Source organism: Cupriavidus oxalaticus (assembly GCF_038900635.1).
In the GTDB taxonomy this organism is placed as follows: Bacteria; Pseudomonadota; Gammaproteobacteria; order Burkholderiales; family Burkholderiaceae; genus Cupriavidus; species Cupriavidus oxalaticus_B.
Window position 1 is genome coordinate 100321 of the sequence record NZ_JAYMRX010000017.1, and the last position, 21860, is coordinate 122180.

General features: G+C 67.4%; 16 protein-coding genes. 8 read left to right on the forward strand and 8 right to left on the reverse strand.

The genetic code is table 11. The annotated features are described in order from the left end of the window. The first annotated feature begins 35 nt into the window (after positions 1–35). Genes VSR71_RS23860 through VSR71_RS23870 form a run of 3 tightly spaced genes read left to right on the forward strand, consistent with a single transcriptional unit; the run spans position 36 to position 3170 of the window. A complete protein-coding gene (locus VSR71_RS23860; protein WP_342916268.1) occupies positions 36–1430 on the forward strand; it encodes an MmgE/PrpD family protein in 1395 nt (464 codons plus the stop codon). A 10-nt stretch (positions 1431–1440) separates the two neighbouring features. After that, the gene (locus VSR71_RS23865; protein WP_342916269.1) at positions 1441–2265 is read left to right on the forward strand and encodes a CoA ester lyase; all 825 of its coding nucleotides are present in this window, start codon (positions 1441–1443) and stop codon (positions 2263–2265) included. A gap of 38 nt (positions 2266–2303) precedes the next feature. Further along, positions 2304–3170 carry an FAS1-like dehydratase domain-containing protein gene (locus tag VSR71_RS23870; protein ID WP_342916270.1) on the forward strand — a complete coding sequence of 289 codons (867 nt, stop codon included), beginning with the start codon at positions 2304–2306 and terminating at the stop codon, positions 3168–3170. A 151-nt stretch (positions 3171–3321) separates the two neighbouring features. Here the strand turns inward: VSR71_RS23870 and VSR71_RS23875 are convergent, their stop codons facing one another. From VSR71_RS23875 to VSR71_RS23885, 3 genes are all read right to left on the reverse strand, one after another. Beyond that, positions 3322–3672, reverse strand: a complete 351-nt coding sequence (locus VSR71_RS23875; RefSeq protein WP_342916271.1) for a hypothetical protein — start codon at positions 3670–3672, stop codon at positions 3322–3324. 1145 nt (positions 3673–4817) lie between these two features. Next, complete coding sequence (locus VSR71_RS23880) at positions 4818–5789, reverse strand: tripartite tricarboxylate transporter substrate binding protein (protein WP_342916272.1); 972 nt, start codon at positions 5787–5789, stop codon at positions 4818–4820. 81 nt (positions 5790–5870) lie between these two features. After that, on the reverse strand, positions 5871–7391 hold the full coding sequence (locus VSR71_RS23885; RefSeq protein ID WP_342916273.1) for a class I adenylate-forming enzyme family protein: 1521 nt from the start codon (positions 7389–7391) through the stop codon (positions 5871–5873). A 316-nt stretch (positions 7392–7707) separates the two neighbouring features. On the opposite strand from VSR71_RS23885, the gene VSR71_RS23890 reads away from it, so the two are divergent. The 5 genes from VSR71_RS23890 (at position 7708) to VSR71_RS23910 (ending at position 14709) form a co-directional block, all read left to right on the forward strand. Next, positions 7708–8901 carry an acyl-CoA dehydrogenase family protein gene (locus tag VSR71_RS23890; protein ID WP_342916274.1) on the forward strand — a complete coding sequence of 398 codons (1194 nt, stop codon included), beginning with the start codon at positions 7708–7710 and terminating at the stop codon, positions 8899–8901. Between the two features lie 13 nt (positions 8902–8914). Further along, complete coding sequence (locus VSR71_RS23895; protein ID WP_342916275.1) at positions 8915–10042, forward strand: acyl-CoA dehydrogenase; 1128 nt, start codon at positions 8915–8917, stop codon at positions 10040–10042. A 556-nt stretch (positions 10043–10598) separates the two neighbouring features. Beyond that, a complete protein-coding gene (locus VSR71_RS23900) occupies positions 10599–10772 on the forward strand; it encodes a hypothetical protein (RefSeq protein WP_342916276.1) in 174 nt (57 codons plus the stop codon). A 49-nt stretch (positions 10773–10821) separates the two neighbouring features. Then, positions 10822–13056, forward strand: a complete 2235-nt coding sequence (locus VSR71_RS23905; RefSeq protein WP_342916277.1) for a phosphocholine-specific phospholipase C — start codon at positions 10822–10824, stop codon at positions 13054–13056. A 273-nt stretch (positions 13057–13329) separates the two neighbouring features. Beyond that, positions 13330–14709, forward strand: a complete 1380-nt coding sequence (locus VSR71_RS23910) for a DUF1329 domain-containing protein (protein ID WP_342916278.1) — start codon at positions 13330–13332, stop codon at positions 14707–14709. Between the two features lie 412 nt (positions 14710–15121). Here the strand turns inward: VSR71_RS23910 and VSR71_RS23915 are convergent, their stop codons facing one another. From VSR71_RS23915 to VSR71_RS23935, 5 genes are all read right to left on the reverse strand, one after another. Next, complete coding sequence (locus tag VSR71_RS23915) at positions 15122–15913, reverse strand: SDR family oxidoreductase (RefSeq protein ID WP_342916279.1); 792 nt, start codon at positions 15911–15913, stop codon at positions 15122–15124. A gap of 2 nt (positions 15914–15915) precedes the next feature. Next, positions 15916–17010, reverse strand: a complete 1095-nt coding sequence (locus tag VSR71_RS23920) for a Rieske 2Fe-2S domain-containing protein (protein WP_342916280.1) — start codon at positions 17008–17010, stop codon at positions 15916–15918. Positions 17011–17081: 71 nt separating this feature from the next. Next, positions 17082–18323, reverse strand: coding sequence for an NADH:flavin oxidoreductase (locus VSR71_RS23925; protein WP_342916281.1), 1242 nt, complete (start codon positions 18321–18323; stop codon positions 17082–17084). Positions 18324–18351: 28 nt separating this feature from the next. Continuing rightward, positions 18352–20784 carry an efflux RND transporter permease subunit gene (locus tag VSR71_RS23930; protein WP_342916282.1) on the reverse strand — a complete coding sequence of 811 codons (2433 nt, stop codon included), beginning with the start codon at positions 20782–20784 and terminating at the stop codon, positions 18352–18354. A 63-nt stretch (positions 20785–20847) separates the two neighbouring features. Next, positions 20848–21810: a WD40/YVTN/BNR-like repeat-containing protein gene (locus tag VSR71_RS23935; protein ID WP_342916283.1), complete on the reverse strand. Its 963-nt coding sequence runs from the start codon at positions 21808–21810 to the stop codon at positions 20848–20850. Positions 21811–21860: the final 50 nt, after the last annotated feature.

The following is a 21860-nucleotide window of genomic DNA, read 5'->3' on the forward strand; positions in this document are numbered from 1 at the left end:
ATTTCCACGAAACTCATTTCCGCATCGGAGCCTGCATGAGCCAAGCCGCAGACACCAACTACCCGACCCGCCAGCTGTGCCAGTTCCTGGCCGACTTCAAGCTCGCGGACGTGCCCGCACCCGTGATCGAGCGCACCAAGGACCTGTTCCTTGACTGGATCGCCTCGGCCATCGCCGGCAAGGATGCCCCGGCCGTACGCCGCCTGCAGGAATTCGCAGCGGCCATGGGCCCCGCGCAGGCAGAAGGCAAGAACAGCGCCGAAGTTCTGGTCGACCGCCGCCGTACCTCGCCCTATTTCGCCGCGCTGATCAACGGCGCGTCGTCGCACGTGGTCGAGCAGGACGACGTGCACAGCGGCTCGGTGCTGCACCCGGCCGCGGTGGTGTTCCCGGCCGTGGTCGCCGCGGCGCAGGCCGAAGGCAAGACCGGCGCCGAGGTGCTGCTGGCGTCGATCGCCGGCTATGAGGCCGGCATCCGCATCGGCGAGTTCATGGGCCGCTCGCACTACACCGTGTTCCACACCACCGGCACCGTCGGCACGCTCGCCGCCGCTGCCGCCGTCGCCAAGCTCTACAACCTGGATGCCGAAGGCATCAACCAGGCGCTGGGCTCGGCCGGCACGCAGGCCGCAGGCCTGTGGGAGTTCCTGCGCGACGCCGCCGATTCCAAGCAGCTGCACACCGCCAAGGCCGCGGCCGACGGCCTGCAATCGGCGTGGCTGGCGCGCGCGGGCTTCACCGGTGCGAAGCAGATCCTGGAGGGCAAGCAAGGCATGGCCGCCGGCATGTCGAGCGACGCCAATCCCGCCGCGCTGACCGACGGCCTCGGCACCCGCTGGGCCACCGCCGAGACCTCGTTCAAGTTCTTCGCCTCGTGCCGCCACACGCACCCGGCCGCCGACGCGCTCAAGGTGCTGATGCAGCGCGAAGGCATCGGCGCGGACCAGATCGCCAGCGTCACCACCCATGTGCACCAGGGCGCGATCGACGTACTCGGCCCGGTGGTCAACCCGGCCACCATCCACCAGGCCAAGTTCTCGATGGGCACGGTGCTGGGGCTGGTCGCCGTGCATGGCCACGCCGGCCTGGCGGAATTCGAGCAGCACGCGCTGCCCGACGCGAAAGTCGTCGACTTCCGCGGCAAGGTCACGATGGAACTCGACCCGGAGATCAACGCCGCCTACCCGCGCCAGTGGATCGGCCGCGTCACGGTGAAGACCACCGACGGCCGCACGCTGGCCGCACGCGTGGACGTGCCTAAGGGCGACCCGGACAACACCCTGTCGCGCCCCGAGCTGGAAGCCAAGGCGCTGCAGCTGGGCGCTTTCCGCAACGGTGCCAGCGAGGCCGAGATGCGCGCCATCATCGCGCGCGTGTGGGCACTGGAGCAGGCGCCCAACGTCAACGACTGGCTGCCCGCCGCACGCTGAGGAACGCTGCATGACCACTGCCGTCACTTACCTGTTCGTTCCCGGCGACCGGCCGGAGCGTTTCGACAAGGCCGCCGCCGCGGGACCCGACGTGATGATCCTCGACCTCGAGGACGCCGTGCATCCCGACGCCAAGCCCGCCGCGCGCGAAGCCATTGGCGCCTGGCTGGCGGGCCAGCCCGCCGCGCGCGCCATGGTCCGCATCAACGACAGCGCCTCGCCTGCATTTGCCGCGGACCTGGCCTGGCTGCGTTCGCTGCCGGCCGGCACCGCGCTGGCCGGGCTGATGGTGCCCAAGGCCGAAGACGCCGCCGCGCTAGCGCAGATTGCGCAGGCGTTGCACGCCATCAACCCGCAGGGGGAGCTGGTCGCCATCATCGAAACTGCACTCGGCCTGCACCAGGTCGACACGGTGGCCACGGCCAGCGGCGTCGCGCGGCTGGCGTTCGGCTCGCTCGACTATGCGGTCGACCTGGGCTGCAGCCACACCCGCGACGCGCTGGCGTTTGCGCGCGCACGCATCGTGCTGGCTTCACGCGTGGCCGGGTTGCCGCCGCCGGTGGACGGCGTCACCACCGCGCTGAAGGATGAAGCCGTGCTGGCGGGCGACGTCGCCTACGCCCGCGAACTCGGCTTTGCCGGCAAGCTGTGCATTCATCCGGCGCAGCTTGGCGCGGTGCACGCCGGCTTCCTGCCCAGCGCAGAACAGCTGGACTGGGCCCGCCGCGTGCTCGACGCCACCGCCAGCGGCAGCCATGCCGTGCAGGTCGATGGCAAGATGGTCGACCGGCCCGTGATCGAGCAGGCCAAACGCCTGCTGGCGCTGGCGCAATAGCGCCCCGCCTTTCCTGTCCAACCCGAACCCGCAAGCCCATGACTGACGCCACTTCCGAACTCGAACGCCTGCGCGGCTGGATCGGCCGCAGCGAATCGCGCACCGAAACGCTGTCGCCCGAACCGGTGATCGGCCTGGCCGCCACCTTCGACCTCGACCCCGAGGCCATCGCCGCGGGCCCCCTGCCGCCGCTGTGGCACTGGCTGTATTTCCTGCCGCGCGCCCAGCAGCGCGACATCGGCCGCGACGGCCACCCGCACCTCGGCGGCTTCATGCCGCCTGTGCCGCTGCCGCGGCGCATGTGGGCCGGCAGCGAGCTGACCTTCAGCCATCCGCTGCATATCGGCGATACCGTCACGCGTACTTCCACCATCGCGGACGTGCAGTACAAGACCGGCCGCAGCGGCGAACTGTGGTTCGTCGCGGTCGACCATGAACTGACGGTGAACGGCAAGACCGCGATCAACGAGCGCCACGACATTGTCTACCGCGCCATGCCGGACCCGTCCAAGCCCCAGCCGCCGCGCCCGCGCCTGGAACACACCGCGCAATGGCAGCGCACGCTGCAGGCCGAGCCGGTCATGCTGTTCCGCTATTCGGCGCTGACCTTCAACGGCCACCGCATCCACTACGACCGCAGCTATACCCGCGATGTCGAAGGCTATCCCGGGCTGGTGGTGCATGGCCCGATGCAGGCCATGCTGATGCTGGACCTGGTGGCACGCGAGGCTCCGCAGGCGCGCGTCAGGCGCTTCGGCTTTCGCGGCCTGGCGCCGCTGTTTGACCAGGACACCATCATCGTTGGCGGCGCGGCCGATCCGGCGCAGGCTGGCCGGTTGGTGCTTTGGACGGGCGATGATGCCGGCGGGCAGGCGATGCAGGGGTGGGCGGAAGTGGAAGCTTAAGAGCCTGAAACCTTATCCGCACCGCAGGTTTGCTCCCCTCTCCCGCTGGCGGGAGAGGGGCAGGGGGTGAGGGCAGGCGGTGGCATACCGCAGGCCTTACTTCGCCAGACACGCCCGCCCTCACCCAAACTCAGCGCCCAACCTCAATTGGTTACCCGACCATGGCGCCCTCAATTCCCTCTGCGACTTGTTCTACCCTGTCGGCCAGCAATCCAAGGGAGGTCCGGCAGAGTTCTCGCAAGGCATCCAGCGTAGTCGCCTGCAAGGCTACGCTTCCTTCTTCCTGTGCGTCGCAATCGCTGTGCGTCACCAATGTCAGTACGCAGGCCGCGCCTCGCACAATCGCATCGGCTTGATCCAGCAGATTCAATAACAAGAGTTGCCGGGGGACAGGTAGCGCGTCCTCACGCGCTGCGCGTCGGGTTTCGGGACTGAAACGCGAAAGGGAATCATCTAGTCGAGGCGGGATGAAGGCGTCGGGTTCGATGGTGGACTGGTGCATTGTTGACCTCCGTAACGTAGAAGTGGAGGCCCGCCACTCATTCTCACGTGAGGTGGCGGGCCAAACGACGGGGGTGAGAAAACCGGACGTTACCCGGCCCAGCCGAAGCTGGCCCCGCCCGGCCCGCCGTAAAGTGAAGGCGCACACAAGCGCAACGGACTCGAAAATTGCCGCTTATGCGACGGTCCGCTGTAACGTGAACCGGGTTCTCACACCCGACTCCTGTTGATCAGGAGCCCAGCCAGTCTAGAGAACCCTGCCGTTCACAATCAAGGCGCAGATTGTGAAGGATTGATACGCTAAGTCAAGCGCAAATGCTGGCGATGTCTGGATGGCATTTAATGAGGTTCTTGGCGGATTTGGGGTGCTGGTGAGATGTTGTCGCTGGTTGAACCGCCTGGTTCCGCCCTCCTGGGCGGGTCACTTTTTGGCCGAGCGCCAAAAAGTAACCAAAAAGCGCGTCGCCTGAGCGGCTGGCTATCAATTTGGTGGCGTGGGTGGTTCAGGCGGTGGTGATTTCCGTTTGGCTTGAGTGCCCGTTCGAACCTGCTAACGCCAGGTGATTCAGGGCCTGTGCCTGGCGTTAACCGGTTATTGAACGATCCCCATGCCGGGCGTAGGCCGCCTGCTAAAAGCCTCATCGGTGGGACGCCTTCGGCTGCGCTACGCGCGGGCCCTAACGTGGCAGCGCGGCCGAGCTCGCCCTGGCCATTGCCGTCGCCGCCCAGCGAGCGAAGCGATGCGGGTTCGCGCCAGGGCACCTCACCCGCGAGACTGAGCCGCGCGCAGCGCAGCCGTAGGCGATGATGCGATACCGCAGGCAGCAGGCGGCCTACACCCGTCCTGGGGATTGTTCAAAGGTGGGTATTCGTCAGGCACCCACACTCACTCACTTGGCGTAGCAGGCTGGAATCGCGACCACGTCTCGCTGAGACCAAAATCGCCAATATGACCAGAAGCGCCAAATTGGCTCAGCCAGCCGCAGCGACGCGCTTTTTGGTTACTTTTTGGCGCTCGGCCAAAAAGTGACCCGCCCAGGAGGGCGGAACCAGGCGGTTCAAAGGCCGATAACATCAAATCAAAGGCGCCATGCACGGGCACAGCGAAAAGACGCCGAGCCAAACCGTAGCGCCCCCAAGATCCCCTCAATCCGCCTGAATCCCCGCCTTCTTCACCACCCCGCCCCACAACGCCAGCTCCCGCTGGATCCGATCCCCCAGCTGCTTAGGCGTGCTGACATTGACGTCATACCCACCCGCCGCCATGCGCTGCCGATAAGCCGGGTCATCGCCGATGGCCTTCTGCGCCTTGACCAGCTTGTCGACCACATCGGCCGGCAGCTTCTGCGGTCCGACCAGTGCGTACCAGCCGGTCAGGTCATAGTCCTTCTGGCCTGACTCGATCATGGTCGGCACCGTAGGCAGCGCGGGATTGCGCGTCTTCGACGTAACCGCCAGCGCGCGCACCTTGCCGCCATTGATATGGCCGATGGCGGTGCCGGTGATATCAAACATGAAGGTCACCTTGCCGCTCATCACATCCGCCATCGCCGGCGAATTGCCCTTGTACGGCACGTGCAGCATCTTCACGCCATTCATCTGCGCCAGCAGTTCCGCCGACAGGTGGTTCGACGCGCCCACGCCGGCCGAGCCGAACGAGACGTCCTGCGGATGCTTGCGCGCGTAGTCGACCAGTTCGCCGACGGTCTTGGCCGGGAAATCCTTGTTCACCAGCAGCACGTTGGTGTAGTCGGTGATCAGGCCGATGTAGCTGAAGTCCTTGACCGGGTTGAAGTTGACCGAACGCTGGATCAGCGGGGTCATGGTCATGGTGGGGCTGGCGACGAAGTACAGCGTGTAGCCGTCCGGCGTTGCCTTGGCGGTCATGTCGGCGGCAATGGCGCCGCTGGCGCCGGCGCGGTTATCCACCACCACCGGCTGCTTGAGCACGCGGCCCAGCTGCTCGGCGTAGATGCGCGCGGCGGTGTCGACCGGGCCGCCGGGGGCATAGCCCACCAGCAGCTTGACCGGCCGCGACGGGTAGGCGTCCGTCGCCCAGGCCGCGCCCTGCAGCAGCAAGGTCGTGGTCAGTGCCGCCAGTGTGGTCCAGGTTTTCATTGTTGTCTCCTCCAGATAGGGCTGAAATGCCCGGGCCGGCGTGTCGCGCCGGCCCGCGGTTAAGGGATTCGGGGATTCGGCTCAGTCCAGCAGCGCGCGCAGCGGCTGCTTGAGCAGCTTGCCGCTGGCAGTCGTGGGAATGACGTCGACGGTGCGGATTTCCGCCGGGCGCTTGTACGGGGCCAGGCTTTCGCGCAGGTAGGCGTCGAGCGCCTTGGGATCGATGCTCGCGCCTTCCTGCGTCTCAATAAACGCGACCACTTCCTCGTTGCCATCGCTGGCGGGGCGCCCCACCACCGCCGACTGGCGCACGCCGGGGAAGGCGTTGATCACCGACTCGACTTCGATCGGGTAGACGTTGAAGCCCGAGCGGATGATCAGGTCCTTGGAACGGCCAGAGATAAACAGCGCGCCATCGGCGTCCAGGTAGCCCAGGTCGCCGGTATTGAGCCAGCCGCCAGGCAGCAGCGCCTCGGCGGTCTGCTCCGGGTTGCGGTAGTAGCCGAGCATCACGCCCGGGCCGCGCACGCGGATCTGGCCGCGCTCGCCTGCGGGAAGCGGCGTGCCGGCATCGTCGGAGATCTCGATCTCGACGCCTTCGACGATATGCCCGGCCGAGCAGTCGGCGCGCGGCGCGTCCATGCGCGTGATGAAGAGCGAGCCGGCGTACTCGGTGATGCCGTAGCCGTGGTGCAGCGGCTGGCCGAACAGCGTCTCGACGTCGCGCTTGAGTGTGGGATCGAGCGGTGCGCCGCCGGTGTACAGGTAGCGCAGGCGCGGATACTTGCCCGGGCCTGCGCCGTGTTGCGCCGCCACCGCCAGGATGCGCGTAAACATGGTCGGCACGCCCTGCAGGATGGTGACGCCGGGCGCCTCCAGCGCCTCGAACACGTCGTTGCCGTCGAAGCGCGGGCGCATGAACAGGCTGGCGCCGGCGTAGAGCGTCGCCATCAGCACGGTGGCGATGCCGAAGATATGCGACATCGGCAGTGCCCCGTAGGCCACGTCCGCCTGCCCCATGTCGCGCGAGGTGGCGGAGATGCGGGCAAAGTGCGTCAGGCCGGCGTGCGGCACCATCACGCCCTTGGGCGCGCCGGTAGTGCCCGAGGTATAGATCAGCGTAGCGACCTGGCGCGCCTGTTCGCCGGCCACGCGTTCCGGAGCGCCGGCTGCGCGCACCGCCAGCATGCCGTCGGCAAAGACGGGGCAAGCGCTGGACTGCGCGCCGAGCCGCGCGCCATGCGCGGCGGCCACGTCGGACACATGACCGGTGAACAGCACCAGCGCCGGCCGGGCGTGGTCGCGGATATTGTCGATCTCGCGCGCGGACAGGCGCGCGTTGACCTGGATCGGCCAGGCATGCAGCAGGCTGCTGGCGAACAGCGTCACCACCATCTCGTTGCAGTTCTCGCCGACCACCATGACCCGGTCGCCCTCGCCCACGCCCTGCGCCGCCAGCCAGTCGCGCGCCGCTTCGATGCGCTGCCACAGTTCGCCATAGCTGATCACGGCGCCGCTCTCGAACAGGCAAGGCGCGGAGGGCGTCTGCGCGGCCCAGTGACGAGGGATATCGTGGATGTATTCGGGGCGGAAGGAAGACATGCGGCTGGGCTCGTTCGGGATGCGTCTGGAGTAGCGATGCTTGCCGGCGGCACATGCGCCGGGATGCACACGGACGCACTTGAGCAGGCCGCGCCAGTTTGCGCCAAGGCTGCCCGCCGCGGTATTTGGAATTGGCTAAGGCCGTGTTCGTCCACGCCGCCACCACCCGGCTCAGGTGGTTCCGCCGGCACGAAGGGCGACTTTATGATTGAAAAAGCAATGAAGGACGCCCGCGCCCTACAATCGGCCGGCACACCTAGGGCTGCAACCGGTTGCTTGCCGCAACGGGCCGCCCGCGTAACGAGGGGACATTCAGATGGATTTGCGTTTCACCGCCGAGGAACAGGCCTTCCGCGAGGAAGTCCGCGCTTTCGTGCAGGCCAGCCTGCCGGAAGACATCCGCAACAAGGTGCTCAACCACCAGCGCGTCGAGAAGGACGACTACGTGCGCTGGCACCGCATCCTGCAGGCACACGGCTGGGGCGCTCCCACCTGGCCCAAACAATGGGGCGGCACCGGCTGGACCGCGCTGCAGCGCCTGATCTTTGAAATCGAGACCTTCCGCGCCGGTGCGCCGCGCCTGCTGCCGTTCGGCCTGACCATGATCGGCCCGGTGCTGATGAAATACGCCAGCCCCGAGATGCAGCAGCGCTTCCTGCCGCGCATCCCGGGCGTGGAAGACTTCTGGTGCCAGGGCTACTCCGAGCCAGGCTCCGGTTCCGACCTGGCCTCGCTGAAGACCCGCGCCGTGCGAAAGGGCGACAAGTACATCGTCAACGGCCAGAAGACCTGGACCACGATGGCCCACTTCGCCGACTGGATCTTCTGCCTGGTGCGCACCGATCCCGATGCCAAGGCGCAGGAAGGCATCTCCATGCTGCTGATCGACATGAAGTCGCCCGGCGTGACGGTGCGCCCGATCAAGACGCTCGACGGCGGCCACGACGTCAACGAGACCTGGTTCGAAGATGTCGAAGTGCCGGTCGGGAACCTGGTCGGCGAAGAAAACCGCGCCTGGACCTACGCCAAATACCTGCTCGGCCACGAGCGCACCGGCATTGCCGGCATCGGCCACTGCCACCGCGAGCTGCGCCAGCTCAAGCACTACGCCAGCCAGGCCACCGACGGCGCCGGCCGCCCGCTGATCGAAGACGTGCGCATGCGCGACAAGATCGCGCGCGTCGAGATGGACATCATGGCGCTGGAAATGCTGCTGCTGCGCGTCGCCACGCAGGCCGCCGGCACGCCCGGACCGGAAGCGTCGATCGTCAAGATCCGCGGCTCGGAGGTGCAGCAGGATCTCGGCATGCTGATGATGGAAGTGGCCGGCCCCAACGCCTGGCCGTATTCGCCGGACTGGCTGGAGCCGGGCGCGACACAGCCGGTGTCGGGCCCCGAGTGGGCCGCCCCCGCCGCCTCCACCTACTACGACATGCGCAAGACCTCGATCTACGGCGGCGCGACCGAAGTGCAGAAGAACATCATCTCCAAGATGATCCTGGGTTTCTGAAGGGATAGCTGACATGGACTTCACCTACAGCGAAGAGCAACAGATGCTGGCAGACAGCCTGCGTCGCTTCATCGATACCGAATACACCTTCGAGGCCCGCCGCAAGAGCGCGCGCCAGGGCGAAAGCCTGGACCGCGGCGTGTGGAACAAGCTCGCCGAAATGGGCGTGCTGGGCCTGACCGTGCCGGCGGATTTCGGCGGCTTCGGCGAAGGCCCGGCCAGCCAGCTGGTGGTGCAGCGAGAGCTGGGCCGCGGCCTGGTGCTGGAGCCGGTCACGCCCAGCGGCGTGATGGCCGCCGCCACCCTCAATGCCTACGGCAGCGACGCGCAGAAGCAGGAATGGCTGCCGGCGATCGCCTCGGGCGAACGCATCGTCACGCTGGCCTACCTGGAGCCGACCACGCGCTACCGACCGGAATCGGCCCGCGCCAGCGCCGAGCGCAGCGGCGACGGCTACGTGATCAGCGGCACCAAGAGCGTGGTCTGGCACGGCGCAGCCGCCGACGCCTACCTGCTGACCGCACGCGTGGCCGGCAGTAACGAGATCGCACTGTTCCTGGTGCCGCGCGACAGCAAGGGCCTGGGCGTGACCGCCTATCCCACCATCGACGGCCTGCGCGCCGCCGACCTGTCGCTGCAGGACGTCGCGGTGCCGGCCAGCGCGCTGGTGGGCCAGGCCGCCGACGGCCTGGCGGCGCTGGGCGTCGGCCTGGAGCACGGCATCGCCGCGCTGTGCGCCGAAGGCGCGGGCGCCATGGAAAAGCTGATCCAGATCACCGGCGAGTACCTGGGCACGCGCCAGCAGTTCGGCAAGCCGCTGGCCAGCTTCCAGGCACTGCAGCACCGCATGGCCGACATGCTGGTGCAGAAGGAACTGGCGCTGTCGATGGCGTACGTGGCGGCGCAGGCGCTGGACGAAACCGATCCTGCCGCGCGCCGCCGCATGCTGTCGGCCGCCAAGGTGACGGTTGCGCGCGCCGGGCGCTTTGTCGGCCAGCAGGCGGTGCAGCTGCACGGCGGCATGGGCATGACCGACGAGCTGTCCGTGGGCGACTACTTCAAGCGCCTCACCATGCTGGACCAGCTGCTGGGCGACAGCGACTACCACCTGCAGCGCTTCGGCGAAGTGATGGAAGCCTGATCCCGGTTGCGGCCACTGGCCGCAATCGTGCGCGTGGCCGGGCATCTGCCCGGCCACGCGTCGTTTTATCGCAGTGCAAGGCTACTCGAATCCTGCCCCGGCCAGGTGACATTCAGACAAAGCGCCTCCCGTCGCCACAGCGTGGCGTCCAGGGGGCCGCAAGCCGCCTCAGGTCCGACTCCGAAAGACCGGAGCCGCGTACTACGACGACCGCCGCGACAAAAACTACAGCGTGACTGACGGTATGGGGCCGCTGTCCGCGGCATGGCGTGCCGCCACCCATCTTTCCGCGACGATCACACCCAGCCAGTTCACTACCGTGACCGTGGACGGCTTCAAGACGAGGCCTGTCCCTCCCCCCCACAGCGTGCAGATCCGGCTGGACGCGTAAGCCCCTGTTCGCCTCTTCCCGCCATGCCGGGACAGGCGACCCCATTCTCTTGAGCGCAATGCTTCTGCGGAACCGGCGGGCCAGTGCACGACGCGTCACGAGCATGTCATCGCCACCGCTTAGCCTTGCGGCCTGCCGATCCTGCGAACCGAACCATCAATACCCATGGAAGAAGCCAACCTGAAACCTGGCCTTGTGGCCGCGTGCATCGCAGCGCTGCTGTTGAGCGCCTGCGGCGGAAGCGACGACGAGAAGGCTTTGCAGCCGCCAGCCGCAACCCAGCCGGGCGCCTCGACGCCCGCGGCCCCTGCGGCGCCCGACAAACGCTGCGCGCCCTGACCGCGGCTGGCATAGCCCGCCCCAATCAACATCCTCCCAGCACAACGACATGATCTCCCGCCGCAAGTTTCTGCAGGCGAGCACCGGCGCGGCCTTTTCCGCCGCGGCGCTGGCCGCCTTTCCTCCGAGCATCCGCCGTGCGCTGGCCATCCCGGCAAACAATGCCACCGGCACCATCATGGATGTCCGGCACGTGGTCATCCTGATGCAGGAAAACCGCTCATTCGACCACTACTTCGGCACGCTGGCAGGCGTGCGCGGATTTGGCGACCGCCTCACGATTCCACTGCCGAACGGTCGCAACGTCTGGCAACAGGCGCGTGCCAACGGCAGCATCGTGACGCCCTACCATCTGAACGGCAGCGCCAACAACGCACAGCGCACGGCCGGCACGCCACACGCGTGGGCCGACAGCCAGGCCGCCTGGGACCACGGCCGGATGTCACGCTGGCCCGTTGCGAAGACCGATACGTCGATGGGGTACTTCAAGGAACAGGAAATCCCGTTCCAGTTCGCGCTCGCAAAGGCGTTCACGCTGTGCGACGCCTACCATTGCGCGATGCACACGGGCACCGACGCGAACCGCTCGTTCCACATCACCGGCACCAACGGCGTGATTCCGCAGAACGTGGCGTTCGTCAACAACGAGTGGGATGCGATCAACGGCGTCGCCGCCGATGCCAACACCGGCTACACGTGGAAGACCTACGCCGAGCGCCTGGAAGAAGCCGGCATCAGCTGGATCAGCTACCAGAACATGCCCGACGAATGGGGCGACAATATGCTGGGTGCCTTCCAGAGTTTCCGCCGTGCCAACCTGAACTCGGGCTTCCCGGTCTCCAGCGGCGGTGCGCCGCAATCGCCGTACACGAACACGGGCCAGGCGCTGCCGTACCACGCCTACGATGCAGCCACGGACAACGCCGCCAATCCGCTCTACAAGGGCGTGGCCAACACGTTGCCGGGCACGCAGCCCGACCAGTACCTTGACGCCTTCCGGCGCGACATCGCTAACGGCACGCTGCCCCACGTTTCATGGATCAACGCGCCGTCGATCTATTGCGAGCATCCGGGACCTTCGTCGCCGGTGCAGGGCGCCTGGTTCCTGCAGGAAGTGCTGGACGCATTGACCAGCAACCCGGACGTGTGGAGCAAGACGGTGTTGCTGGTCAACTTCGACGAGAACGACGGCTACTTCGACCACGTCCCCTCGCCTTCAGCCCCGTCGCGCCATCCGGACAGCTCGCTGGCCGGCAAGACCACGCTGCCCGACGCCGACCTCGCCGCCGAGTACTACACGCAGCAACCGCCGGCCGGCAGCGCAGGCCAGCCGGCGCGCGACGGCCGCGTCTTCGGTCCGGGTCCGCGCGTGCCGATGTTCGTGATCTCGCCGTGGAGCCGGGGCGGCTGGATCAACTCGCAGGTGTTCGACCACACTTCCGTGCTGCGCTTCCTTGAGGCGCGCTTCGGCGTGCAGGAGCCCAATATCAGCCCGTTCCGCCGCGCGGTCTGCGGTGACCTGACGACGGCATTCAACTTCCAGACACCGAACACCGAGGCGCTGCCCACACTGGCCGGGCGTGGCACCCGTACGTCCGCCGACCAGCTGCGCACTGCCCAGCAGGCGCTGCCTGCCGTGCCGGTACCGACGACCGCGCAGTTGCCACAGCAGGACACCGGTTCGCGCCCGTCGCGCGCCCTGCCCTACGAGCTGCACACCAGTGCGCGCGGCAACGTCAACGGCACCGTGCAGTTGCTGTTCGCGAATTCGGGAAAGCAGGCCGCCGTCTTCCACGTCTACGACCGCAACGACCTGGACAGCGTGCCGCGCCGTTACATGGTCGAGGCCGGCAAGACCTTGTCCGATACCTGGACCACCTCGTCGGCCGATGCCGGCCAGTACGATCTCTGGGTACTCGGCCCGAACGGCTACCACCGGCATTTCAGGGGAGACACGAAGGTACTCGACGCCGCGCGTGCCAATCCGGAGATCCGCGTCTGCTACGAAGTCGCCAACGGTGTCGTGTACGTCGACCTGATCAACATGGGCAATGCGCCGTGCACGTTCCGCGTCATGCCGCTGGCCTACCGCACGGACGGGCCGTGGGAAGCCACGGTGCCGCCAGGCGGCACGCAGACCCTGCATTGGGCGCTGAAGGATAGCGGCAACTGGTATGACTTCGCGGTGACCAGCAGCACCGATGCCATGTTCTACCGGCGCTTTGCGGGCCGTGTGGAAACCGGAAGCCACTCGGTGACCGACCCGGCGATGGGGATACTCTGACCTGCGCCGTGCAATGCCGCGGCCCATGGCGCGCGCCATGGGCTGCTTGCATGCTGCCGGCCTGATTGCCCCGCTCCTGCGGCGCGTACGCCGCGCCCAAGCACTCCCGCAAGTCCCGGAGCCCCGGCACACCCGCGCCACGCGGGCGGAAGCTCCGAGGCGCCTAGGGAAATCCACTAGTCCGTTCCAACGATTCCCCTCCCGCGCACCATCACTACGCTGTCTCCACAGGCACAGGCGCCGCCGGCCATCCCATCAAGGAGCGAGACTGCAATGACATCCACTACACATCGACTGCTGCGCGGCAGCCTGCTGGTGACCAGCATGGCCCTGGCCGCGGCATCGTGGGCGAAGGTCACCCCCGAAGACCTCAAGCAGCTTGACGGCAACCTGACGCCGATGGGCGCGGAGCGGGCCGCCAGCAAGGACGGCGATGTGCCCGCATGGGCTGGAAAATGGCTGGGTACGCCGCCCAACGTCAAATACCAGCGCGGCGAGCGGTATCCGGATCCGTATGCGGACGAGAAGCCGCTGTTCGTCATCACCGCGCAGAACATGGCGCAGTACGCCGAACGCCTGACCGATGGCCAGAAGGCACTGTTCAAGAAGTACCCCGATACCTTCAAGATGCCGGTGTACCCGAGCCATCGCGATTTCCGCTACGAGGACACGGTCTACAAGGATATCCGCACCTTCGCCACCACCGTCAAGATGACGGGCGATGCCAACGGCCTGAAGGACGCCGGACCGCAGGTGCCCTACCCGATTCCGAAGACGGCCATGGAACTGCTGTGGAACCAGCGCTTCTCCTCAGCCGTAGGCACCGAGAAGGCGCAGTACGACCAGGCCGTGGTCTATCCGAATAGCTCGATCGCGTGGGGACGGGTCTCATACAGCATCCTGTCGCCGCGCAATAACGGCAAGTTCGACCCGAACAACGCACTCAACGAGCGCTCATTCTTCCGCACGGCGACCGACCTGCCGCTGCGTGACCGTGGCCAGGTGATCGTGGGTTATGCCGTGTGGGACCAGGAAGGCTCGGACACCAACCGCACCTGGATCTACAACCCGGGCACGCGGCGCGTGCGACAGGCGCCGGAATTCGGCTTCGACCAGCCGCAGGGCCCCGGCGGCTTCCGCACCGTCGATGACGATCGTCTCTTCAACGGCTCCGGCGAACGCTACAACTGGAAGATCGTTGGCAAGAAGGAGATCTATGTCCCGTACCACAACTACAAGCTGCTGAGCACATCGATCAAGTACAAGGACCTGCTGACCAACGGCCACGCCAGCCCTGACGTCATGCGCTACGAGCTGCATCGCGTATGGATCCTGGAAGCAACGCTCAAGTCCGGCTTCCGTCACCAGTATGCGAAGCGCGTGCTGCATCTCGACGAAGACACCTGGCAAGCCCTCGCCGCAGACAACTACGATGGGCGCGGCCAGCTGTGGCGCACCAATCTGCAGGCCTCGGTCTACGCCTACGATGCGCGTCGCTATCATCCGACCGCGGTGTTCTACCATGACCTGATTTCCGGCGCTTACTTTGCGGACCGACTGACCAACGAAGGCCCGATGTTCCAGCTGAACAACAGCCCCGAGTTCACCGAAGCGTTCTTCTCCCCGGACGCCGCGCGCGGATCCGGTACCTGACCACATCGCATGATCCGGCCGGGCGAGTCTTCGCCCGGCCGTGCCGCCTCTCCTTCCTGCCTCCTTCCCCTCCTCCCCCTCCTCATTTCTCTACCTCGTCAGGCACGCAGGCACGCGCGCCTTGCCGTGACGGCGGCCGCCGGCGTAGCCATGCGCCATGAACACGAACACTACCCTCACTCGCAGCGCGTATCGGCGGGCGCCGATGCAGGCACGGATTGCCAACCGCTCGCTGGCGAATTTCCGCGAGGCCGTGGCTCTGCCGGAGAAATCGGGAATACTGCGATGGATATGCGGGAAGGCGTGGGAGATCGAGAGAGCGTATGCGGTAGCCGACACCTACCGCATACGCTTCCCTCCCCCGCAGGCGGGGAGGGAGAGCAAGCCAGCGGCATTTGTCGACGCCGCCGCTTCAGAACATCAGCGGCCGCTGCGCGGCATCGAGCCCGCCATCGATAAACACCACATTCCCGTGCATATAGGCCGCCTGCGGCCCACACAGGAATGCGATCAACCCGGCCACCTCCTCCGGCTGCGCACGGCGGCCCAGCGGCGGCAGGAAATCGCGGATGGCATCGCCATAGCGCGGGTCCTTCAACCCCGCCTGCAGCAGCGGGGTTTCCACCGCCCCCGGCGCCACCACGTTGAGCCGCACGCCGGCCTGTCCCCAGGCCGCGGCACGTTGCCGCGCGGCCGCCGTCACCGCGTGCTTGGAACTGGCATAGGCGATATAGCCAGCCTGGTCGCGCGTCGCTTCCGCCGCAGCAGCAGCTTCCACAATGGCGCGCACGCCGGCCTCATCGCCGGCGAGGTAGGCATCGCGCAAAGGGCTGCCCTCCCAGGACTGCAGCGTGGCCGAATTGGAAGACACCACCACGGCGCACGGGTCCTCACCGTGGCGCAGCGCGTCTAACAAGCCGTCCAGCAGCGCCACCACGCCGAAGTAGTTGACCGACGCCACCAGCGCCGCGGGATCGACATGCGGGCCCAGGCCGGCGCAGCAGATCAGCTGGTCGATGCGGCCGCCCGAGTGCGACAGCACGGCATCGATCGCCGCGGCGCGGCCTTGATCGGTAGACAGATCGGCAAGGATGTCCGCGTCGCGCAGGTCGACGCCGATGACCCGGCAGCCGTCGGCCAGCATGCGCGCGCGCACCGCCGCGCCCATGCCGGAGGCGGCGCCGGTAATGACCGCGGTCCTCATGGTCAGCCCTCGAACACATGCCGCAGCACCGGCGGCTCGATTTTGCCCGGGTTCAGCTCGAACACGCGCCGCGCCACGCTGGTTGGCCGCACCTGCTCGATATCGGTATAGAACTGCTGGTACCAGTCGCGCATCTGGTAGATCGGCCCGTCGCCCTCGCACAGCAGCGGATTGTCGATGCGGATCTTGCTGTCCCAGATCGCCACGTCCTCGTAGAAGGCCTGGCGCGCCTGGTCCACGTAGGCTTGCGCCATGGCGCGGTTCTGCTCGTCGCTCAGCCCCGGGATCCTCTTCACCAGCACGCCGTAGCGCAGCACGAAGCTGTTCAGGTCGATCGGCACATGGCAGTTGAGCAGCACGGAGTGGATCTCCTGGTCGCCCATGCGGCCGCTCATGTCGGTGATGTGGTAGGCCGGACCAAAGTACGTGGACAACGCCGTCAGTTGCGCATCGCCCGACAGCCTGGCGCTGCGCCCGATCATCAGCTGCGTGGCCTTGTGGTCTTCGAACAGGTTGGCGAAGTAGTCGACCGGCGCGCCGTGGACGGTGCCGAAGTGCGCCATGTCGGAGATGTTGTCGACCAGTTCCCGGCAGTTGGTGCGGATCACCATCTCGTCCATGGCCCATTCCGACCACTCCGGCGAGAAGCACGCCTCGATACGCGGAATCGCCACCTCCGGCGGCGCTTCGCGGCCCTCGGGGTCGTGCCAGATAAACAGCAGCCGGTTCTGCTCGCAGGTCTGCCACGCGCCGACACGCGCCTTGGGCGGCACGCGCTTGCAGTAGGGGATCGACTTGCAGCCGCCGTCGCCGCCCCATTGCCAGCCGTGGAACGGGCATACCAGGTTGTCGCCCTGCACGGTGCCGGTGCTGAGGTCCGCGCCCATGTGCGGGCAGAAGCCATCGATCACGCGGATGGCGCCGGTCGAGTCGGCGAACGCGGCCAGGCGCCGGCCGAAGATGTCCAGTGTGTGCGGCTTGCCGTCGCGGTAGGCGTCGGCCAGGCCGAGGCAGTGCCAGCCGCGCGCGTAGCGGGCCTCGGGCGGGCGTGATTCGATCTTGTAGCCGCTGATGCCGCTGATGCCGGTTTGGCTCATGGTGTCTCCTTGAAATCCCGTGGGAACTTCAAGATAAGAGCCTCCGGCCCCTGCCTCATCGTCCCATCGGACTACTGCAGCGCGACCAGGCGCGTCAGCGCCGGATCGTTGCCCGGGCCATGCACGCAGCTGACGCCGGCGGGATCGTAGATCCTGGCCACGCAGCCATTGCAGCTGTCGCAGGCCGAGCGCCGCACCGCGCCGCTGCGCCAGTTGGCCACCAGCGCGGGGTCGTGGATCAGCGCGCGTGCCAGCGCGACGCAGTCGAATCCTTCCGCCATCAGCTGCGCCACGTTGTCGAGCGACTTGACGCCGCCGACGTAAGCCAGCGGCATGCGCACCGCCTGCCGCACCACGCGCGACGCCTCGAGGAAATACAGCTCACGGAAGGCCAGGTCGCGCGGCGTGCTGCGCTCGAGCATGGTGATGCCGAAGCGCGCCAGCGCGGTCGGCGCCGCGGCCTTCATCTGCGCCGTGGGCATCGGGCTGCCGAACAGCACCCATGGGCTTTCCACATTGCGGCCGCCGCTGAGCGTCAGCAGGTCGGCGCCTTCCGCCTCCAGCATGCGCGCGCTCACGGCGGAATCCGCGGGCTGGTTGCCGCCGGGCACGCCGTCGCTGACGCTGAGCTTGCAGCAGACGGCCATTCCGTTGCCGACGGCATCCTTGACCTGCCGCAGCACCGCGGCCGGGAAGCGGGTGCGGTTCTCGACGCTGCCGCCGAATGCGTCGCGCCGCCGGTTGCTCAGTGGCGACAGGAACTGGTTGAGCAGGTAGCCGTGGCCCATGTGGATCTCGACCGCGTCGAAGCCGGCTTCGCGCGCCAGCCGCGCAGCCGCGACAAACTGGCCGGCCACGCGCGCCATGTCCGCCTCGCGCATGGCGCGCTGGAAATACACGCCATGCATCATGCCGAAGGCATTGATGCCGGACGATGCGCTGCCCGGCGCACGGCTGCCGCCGTGGCGCATGGTGGTAAACGACCCCGCATGCGTGATCTGCAGGCAGGCCGCCGCGCCTGCGCGATGCACGGCGTCGGTCAGCACGCGCAGGTGCGGCACCTGCTCGGGCCGCATGCTGAGCTGGTGCGCGAAGGTCAGCCCGTCGTCGGCCACGGCGCAGTAGGCCACCGTGGTCATGCCCACGCCGCCGGCGGCGAGATCGCGATGGTGCCTGACCAGCGCCTGCGTCGGCAGGCCGTGCGGCGTCATGCCTTCATTGGCCCCCGCCTTGATGAAGCGGTTGCGCAGCGTGAGCGCCCCGAGGCGCAGCGGCGTGAATGCCGACGCTGCGGATGCCTGGCTATCGTGCATGCTGTCTCTCCGGTTTCATCCCTTGCGTTCAGGCCGCATCGGATTTGAGGGCATGCGCCGGCGGCGTCGTGTCGCCGCCTGCTGCAACGCCTGCCGCCACACGGGCGCGTTCCTCGTCTTCGACACCCAGCCACGCGGCCAGCGCCGGCAGCAGCGACACCGCGCCGAACAGGTTCACCAGGAACATGAAGGCCAGCAGGATCCCCATGTCGGCCTGGAACTTGAGCGCGGCAAAGGCCCAGGTGCCAACCCCGATGCACATCGTCAGCGCCGTGAACAGCGCCGCCGAGCCGCGCTGGCGCATCGCCTCGGCGAACGCTTGCGGCAATGCCTGCCCTTCCTCGCGGATCTGGTGCTGGATGCGCTCGTACAGGTAGATGCCGTAGTCCACGCCAACACCAACGCCCAGCGTGATGACCGGCAGCGTCGACACCTTCAGACCGATGCCGAGGCGCGCCATCAGCGCATTGCACAGCACCGACACCAGTGTCAGCGGCACGATGATGCACAGCACCGCGCGCCACGAGCGGAACGTCAGCAGGCACAGCAGCGTGATCGCGCCGAAGATCGCCAGCAGCATCGCCACCTCGGCTTCTTCCACGGCCTCGTTGGTGGCGGCCATCACCCCGATATTGCCGCCGGCAAGGCGGAAGGCCACGTTGGGCGTCTTGTCGGAGGCATTGAAGCGGCGGATCTCGCGGATGATGTGGGCAATGGTCGCGCCTTCATGGTTGGCGGTGTAGATCAGTACCTGGATCGCCTGGCAATTGGACGTGTTCATGCCGTTGTCCGGATCGTAGGCCTTGGCGCCCTGGCCCAGGCCTTCGCTGCTGCGCGGCAGCGCCTCCCAGCGGGGGTTGCCCTCGTTGTAGGCGCCGATCACCACCTTGGCCAGCGACGACACGCTCACCACCGACTGCACGCCCGACACACCGCGCATATGCATCTCGAAGCGCTCCACCGCGCTCATCACCGGGTAGTGCAGGCAGCCGTCGTCGAAGCCGGTCGGCTCCACCACCACGGTCAGCGCATCCGAGCCGATGTTGTACTGGCTCACGATGCTGGCGCTGTCGCGGTTGTAGCGCGAATCCGCGCGCAGCTCCGGAGCGCCGCTGCCGACATCGCCGATCTTCAGCCCACGCGACTCGATCGCGCCTGCGGCCAGCAGGGCCAGCGCGGCGACGAAGACGCCGAGTGCCGGCGCCGGACGCGCCAACGCGCCGAACTTCTGCCACAGCCCGCCGCCACCGTGCGCGCGCCGCGCCTGCGAGCGTGCCAGCGCCGACGGCTCCAGCCGCGTGTATGACAGCAGGATCGGCAGGAACACCTTGTTGGTCACGATCATCAGCAGCACGCCCAGGCAGGCGGTGATGCCAAGCTCGCGCACGATATCGATCTCGATGCGCATGATGACCATGAAGCCCAGCGCATTGGTCAGCAGCGCCACCGTGCCGGGGATGAACAGCTTGCGGAAGGCCGCGCTGGCGCTGTCGAGCGGGCTGTGCCCCTGCACCACCTCCTGCTTCCAGGCATTGGTCATCTGCACCGCGTGCGAGACCCCGATCGAGAAGATCAGGAACGGCACCAGGATCGACATCGGGTCGATGCCATAGCCCAGCAGCGGCAGCAGCCCCAGCAGCCAGCCCACCGGCAGCAGCGCCACCACCAGCGCCAGCACCGTGATGCGCAGCGAGCGCGTGTACAGCCACAGCAGCAGCGCCGTGACGGCAAACGCCAGCGCGAAGAAGCCCATCACGCCGGCGATGCCCTCCTCGACATCGCCCACCAGCTTGGCAAAGCCGACGATATTGATTTCGACGTCCTGGCCGCTGAATTGCGCGCGGATCTTCTCCAGCTGGCGCGCGACGGAGCCGTAGTCGATGGTCTTGCCGGTGGCCGGATCGGTCTCGCGCAGCTCCGCGCGGATCAGCGCGGACCTGAGGTCATTGCTGACCAGCCGCCCGATCTGCCCGGAGCGCGCCACGTTGCGCCGCACCTTGTCGAGTTCCGCCGGCGTGCCGGAGAAGCGCCCCGGCACCACCACGTCGCCGCGGAAGCCTGCCTCGGTCACCTCGGTGTAGCGCACGTTGGGCGTAAACAGCGAGAACACGCGCGAGCGGTCCACGCCCGGGATGAAGAACACTTCATCGGTGGCGTGGCGCAGCTTGTCCATGAAAGCGGCGTTGTAGATGTCGCCGTCTCCCTTCCAGCGCAGGCTCACCAGCACCGTATTGGCACCGGAAAAGGTGCTCGCGTACTTGGTGAACACCTGCATGTAAGGGTGCTGCAGCGGGATCATCTTGTTGAAGCCGGGATCGAGCCGCAGGCGCGTGGCCGAGAAGCCCAGTGCCACGGTCACGGCCAGGCACAGCAACAGCAGCAGGCGGCGCCGATGCATCAGCACGCCGGCGCAGGCATCGACGAAGCGGCCCAGGCGGCCGGAGGATTGGGGGCGGGTCATGATCGTTCTCGCGTTCGGTCAGGCGGGGGGCAGCCGGGATTCAGCAGGGGGTTCAGCCGGGATTCAGCGATTTGCGGCGAGCGTCGCGCCGGCAAGGCCGCCGCTGCCGCCCAGCGCCAGCGTGTCCTTGCCGGCAGGCACCAGCGCGGCCAGCGTCTGCGGGCTGCCGGCGGGCAACGGCGTGAAGCGGCGTCCGCCATCCGCGGACATCACCATCGTGCCGCCCTGCCCGGCCAGCACGATGCGGCCATCGGGCAACTCGGCGCCGCCAAAGAAAGAGGTTCGCAGGCCGGTCTCCGCGGCCTGCCAGGTAGTGCCGAAGTCCTCGCTGCGCAGCGCATTGCCGCGCATGCCGAAGGCCACCCAGGCGCCGTCGCGCAGCGGCAGCACGCCGTACAGCGAGCCTTCATACGGGGTCTTGACCAGCTCCCAGCGGGTGCCGCCGTCGGTCGAGCGCAGCACCAGTCCCGCTTCGCCGACCAGCATCAGGCGTCCCTGCCCGTCGCCGGCGATGGCGTTGAGATGGCGGTCCTGCATGGTCTTGTCGGCAGCCTCTTCCCAATGCCTGCCCTGGTCGCGCGAGACCAGGAAACGGCCAAAGCTGCCCACGGCGAACCACGGCCCGTTGCGCTGCGCCAGCGCACCCAGCAACGGGTCGGACGATTGCGCGTCGAAGGCGACCTGCTGCCAGTGCGTGCCGCCATCTTCCGTGCGCAGGATCAGGCCGCTGTGGCCCACCGCGATGCCATGGCGGCTGTCGGCGAAGGCCACCTGCGTCAGCGTGGCGCCCTGCGGCTTGTCCACGGCGGCCACGCGCCAGTCGCGGCCCTGGTCATCGCTGAACAGGATCTTGCCGCGCTCGCCCACGGCCACCATGCGTTCGCCGGCGCGGGCGATGCCATTGATCTGCAGGCCGTCCGGGCGCAGTGCGGTGGCCGGGAACGGCGGCAGCGGGCGCGGTGCAAAGGCCCAGACCGCGGTGGCCAGCACCGCCAGCGACATGGCGAGGCCGATCAGTCGTTTCATGATGTCTCCTCCGTGTGGAGTGGTGGCAGTCTGCCTCGTGGCGGGCCGTA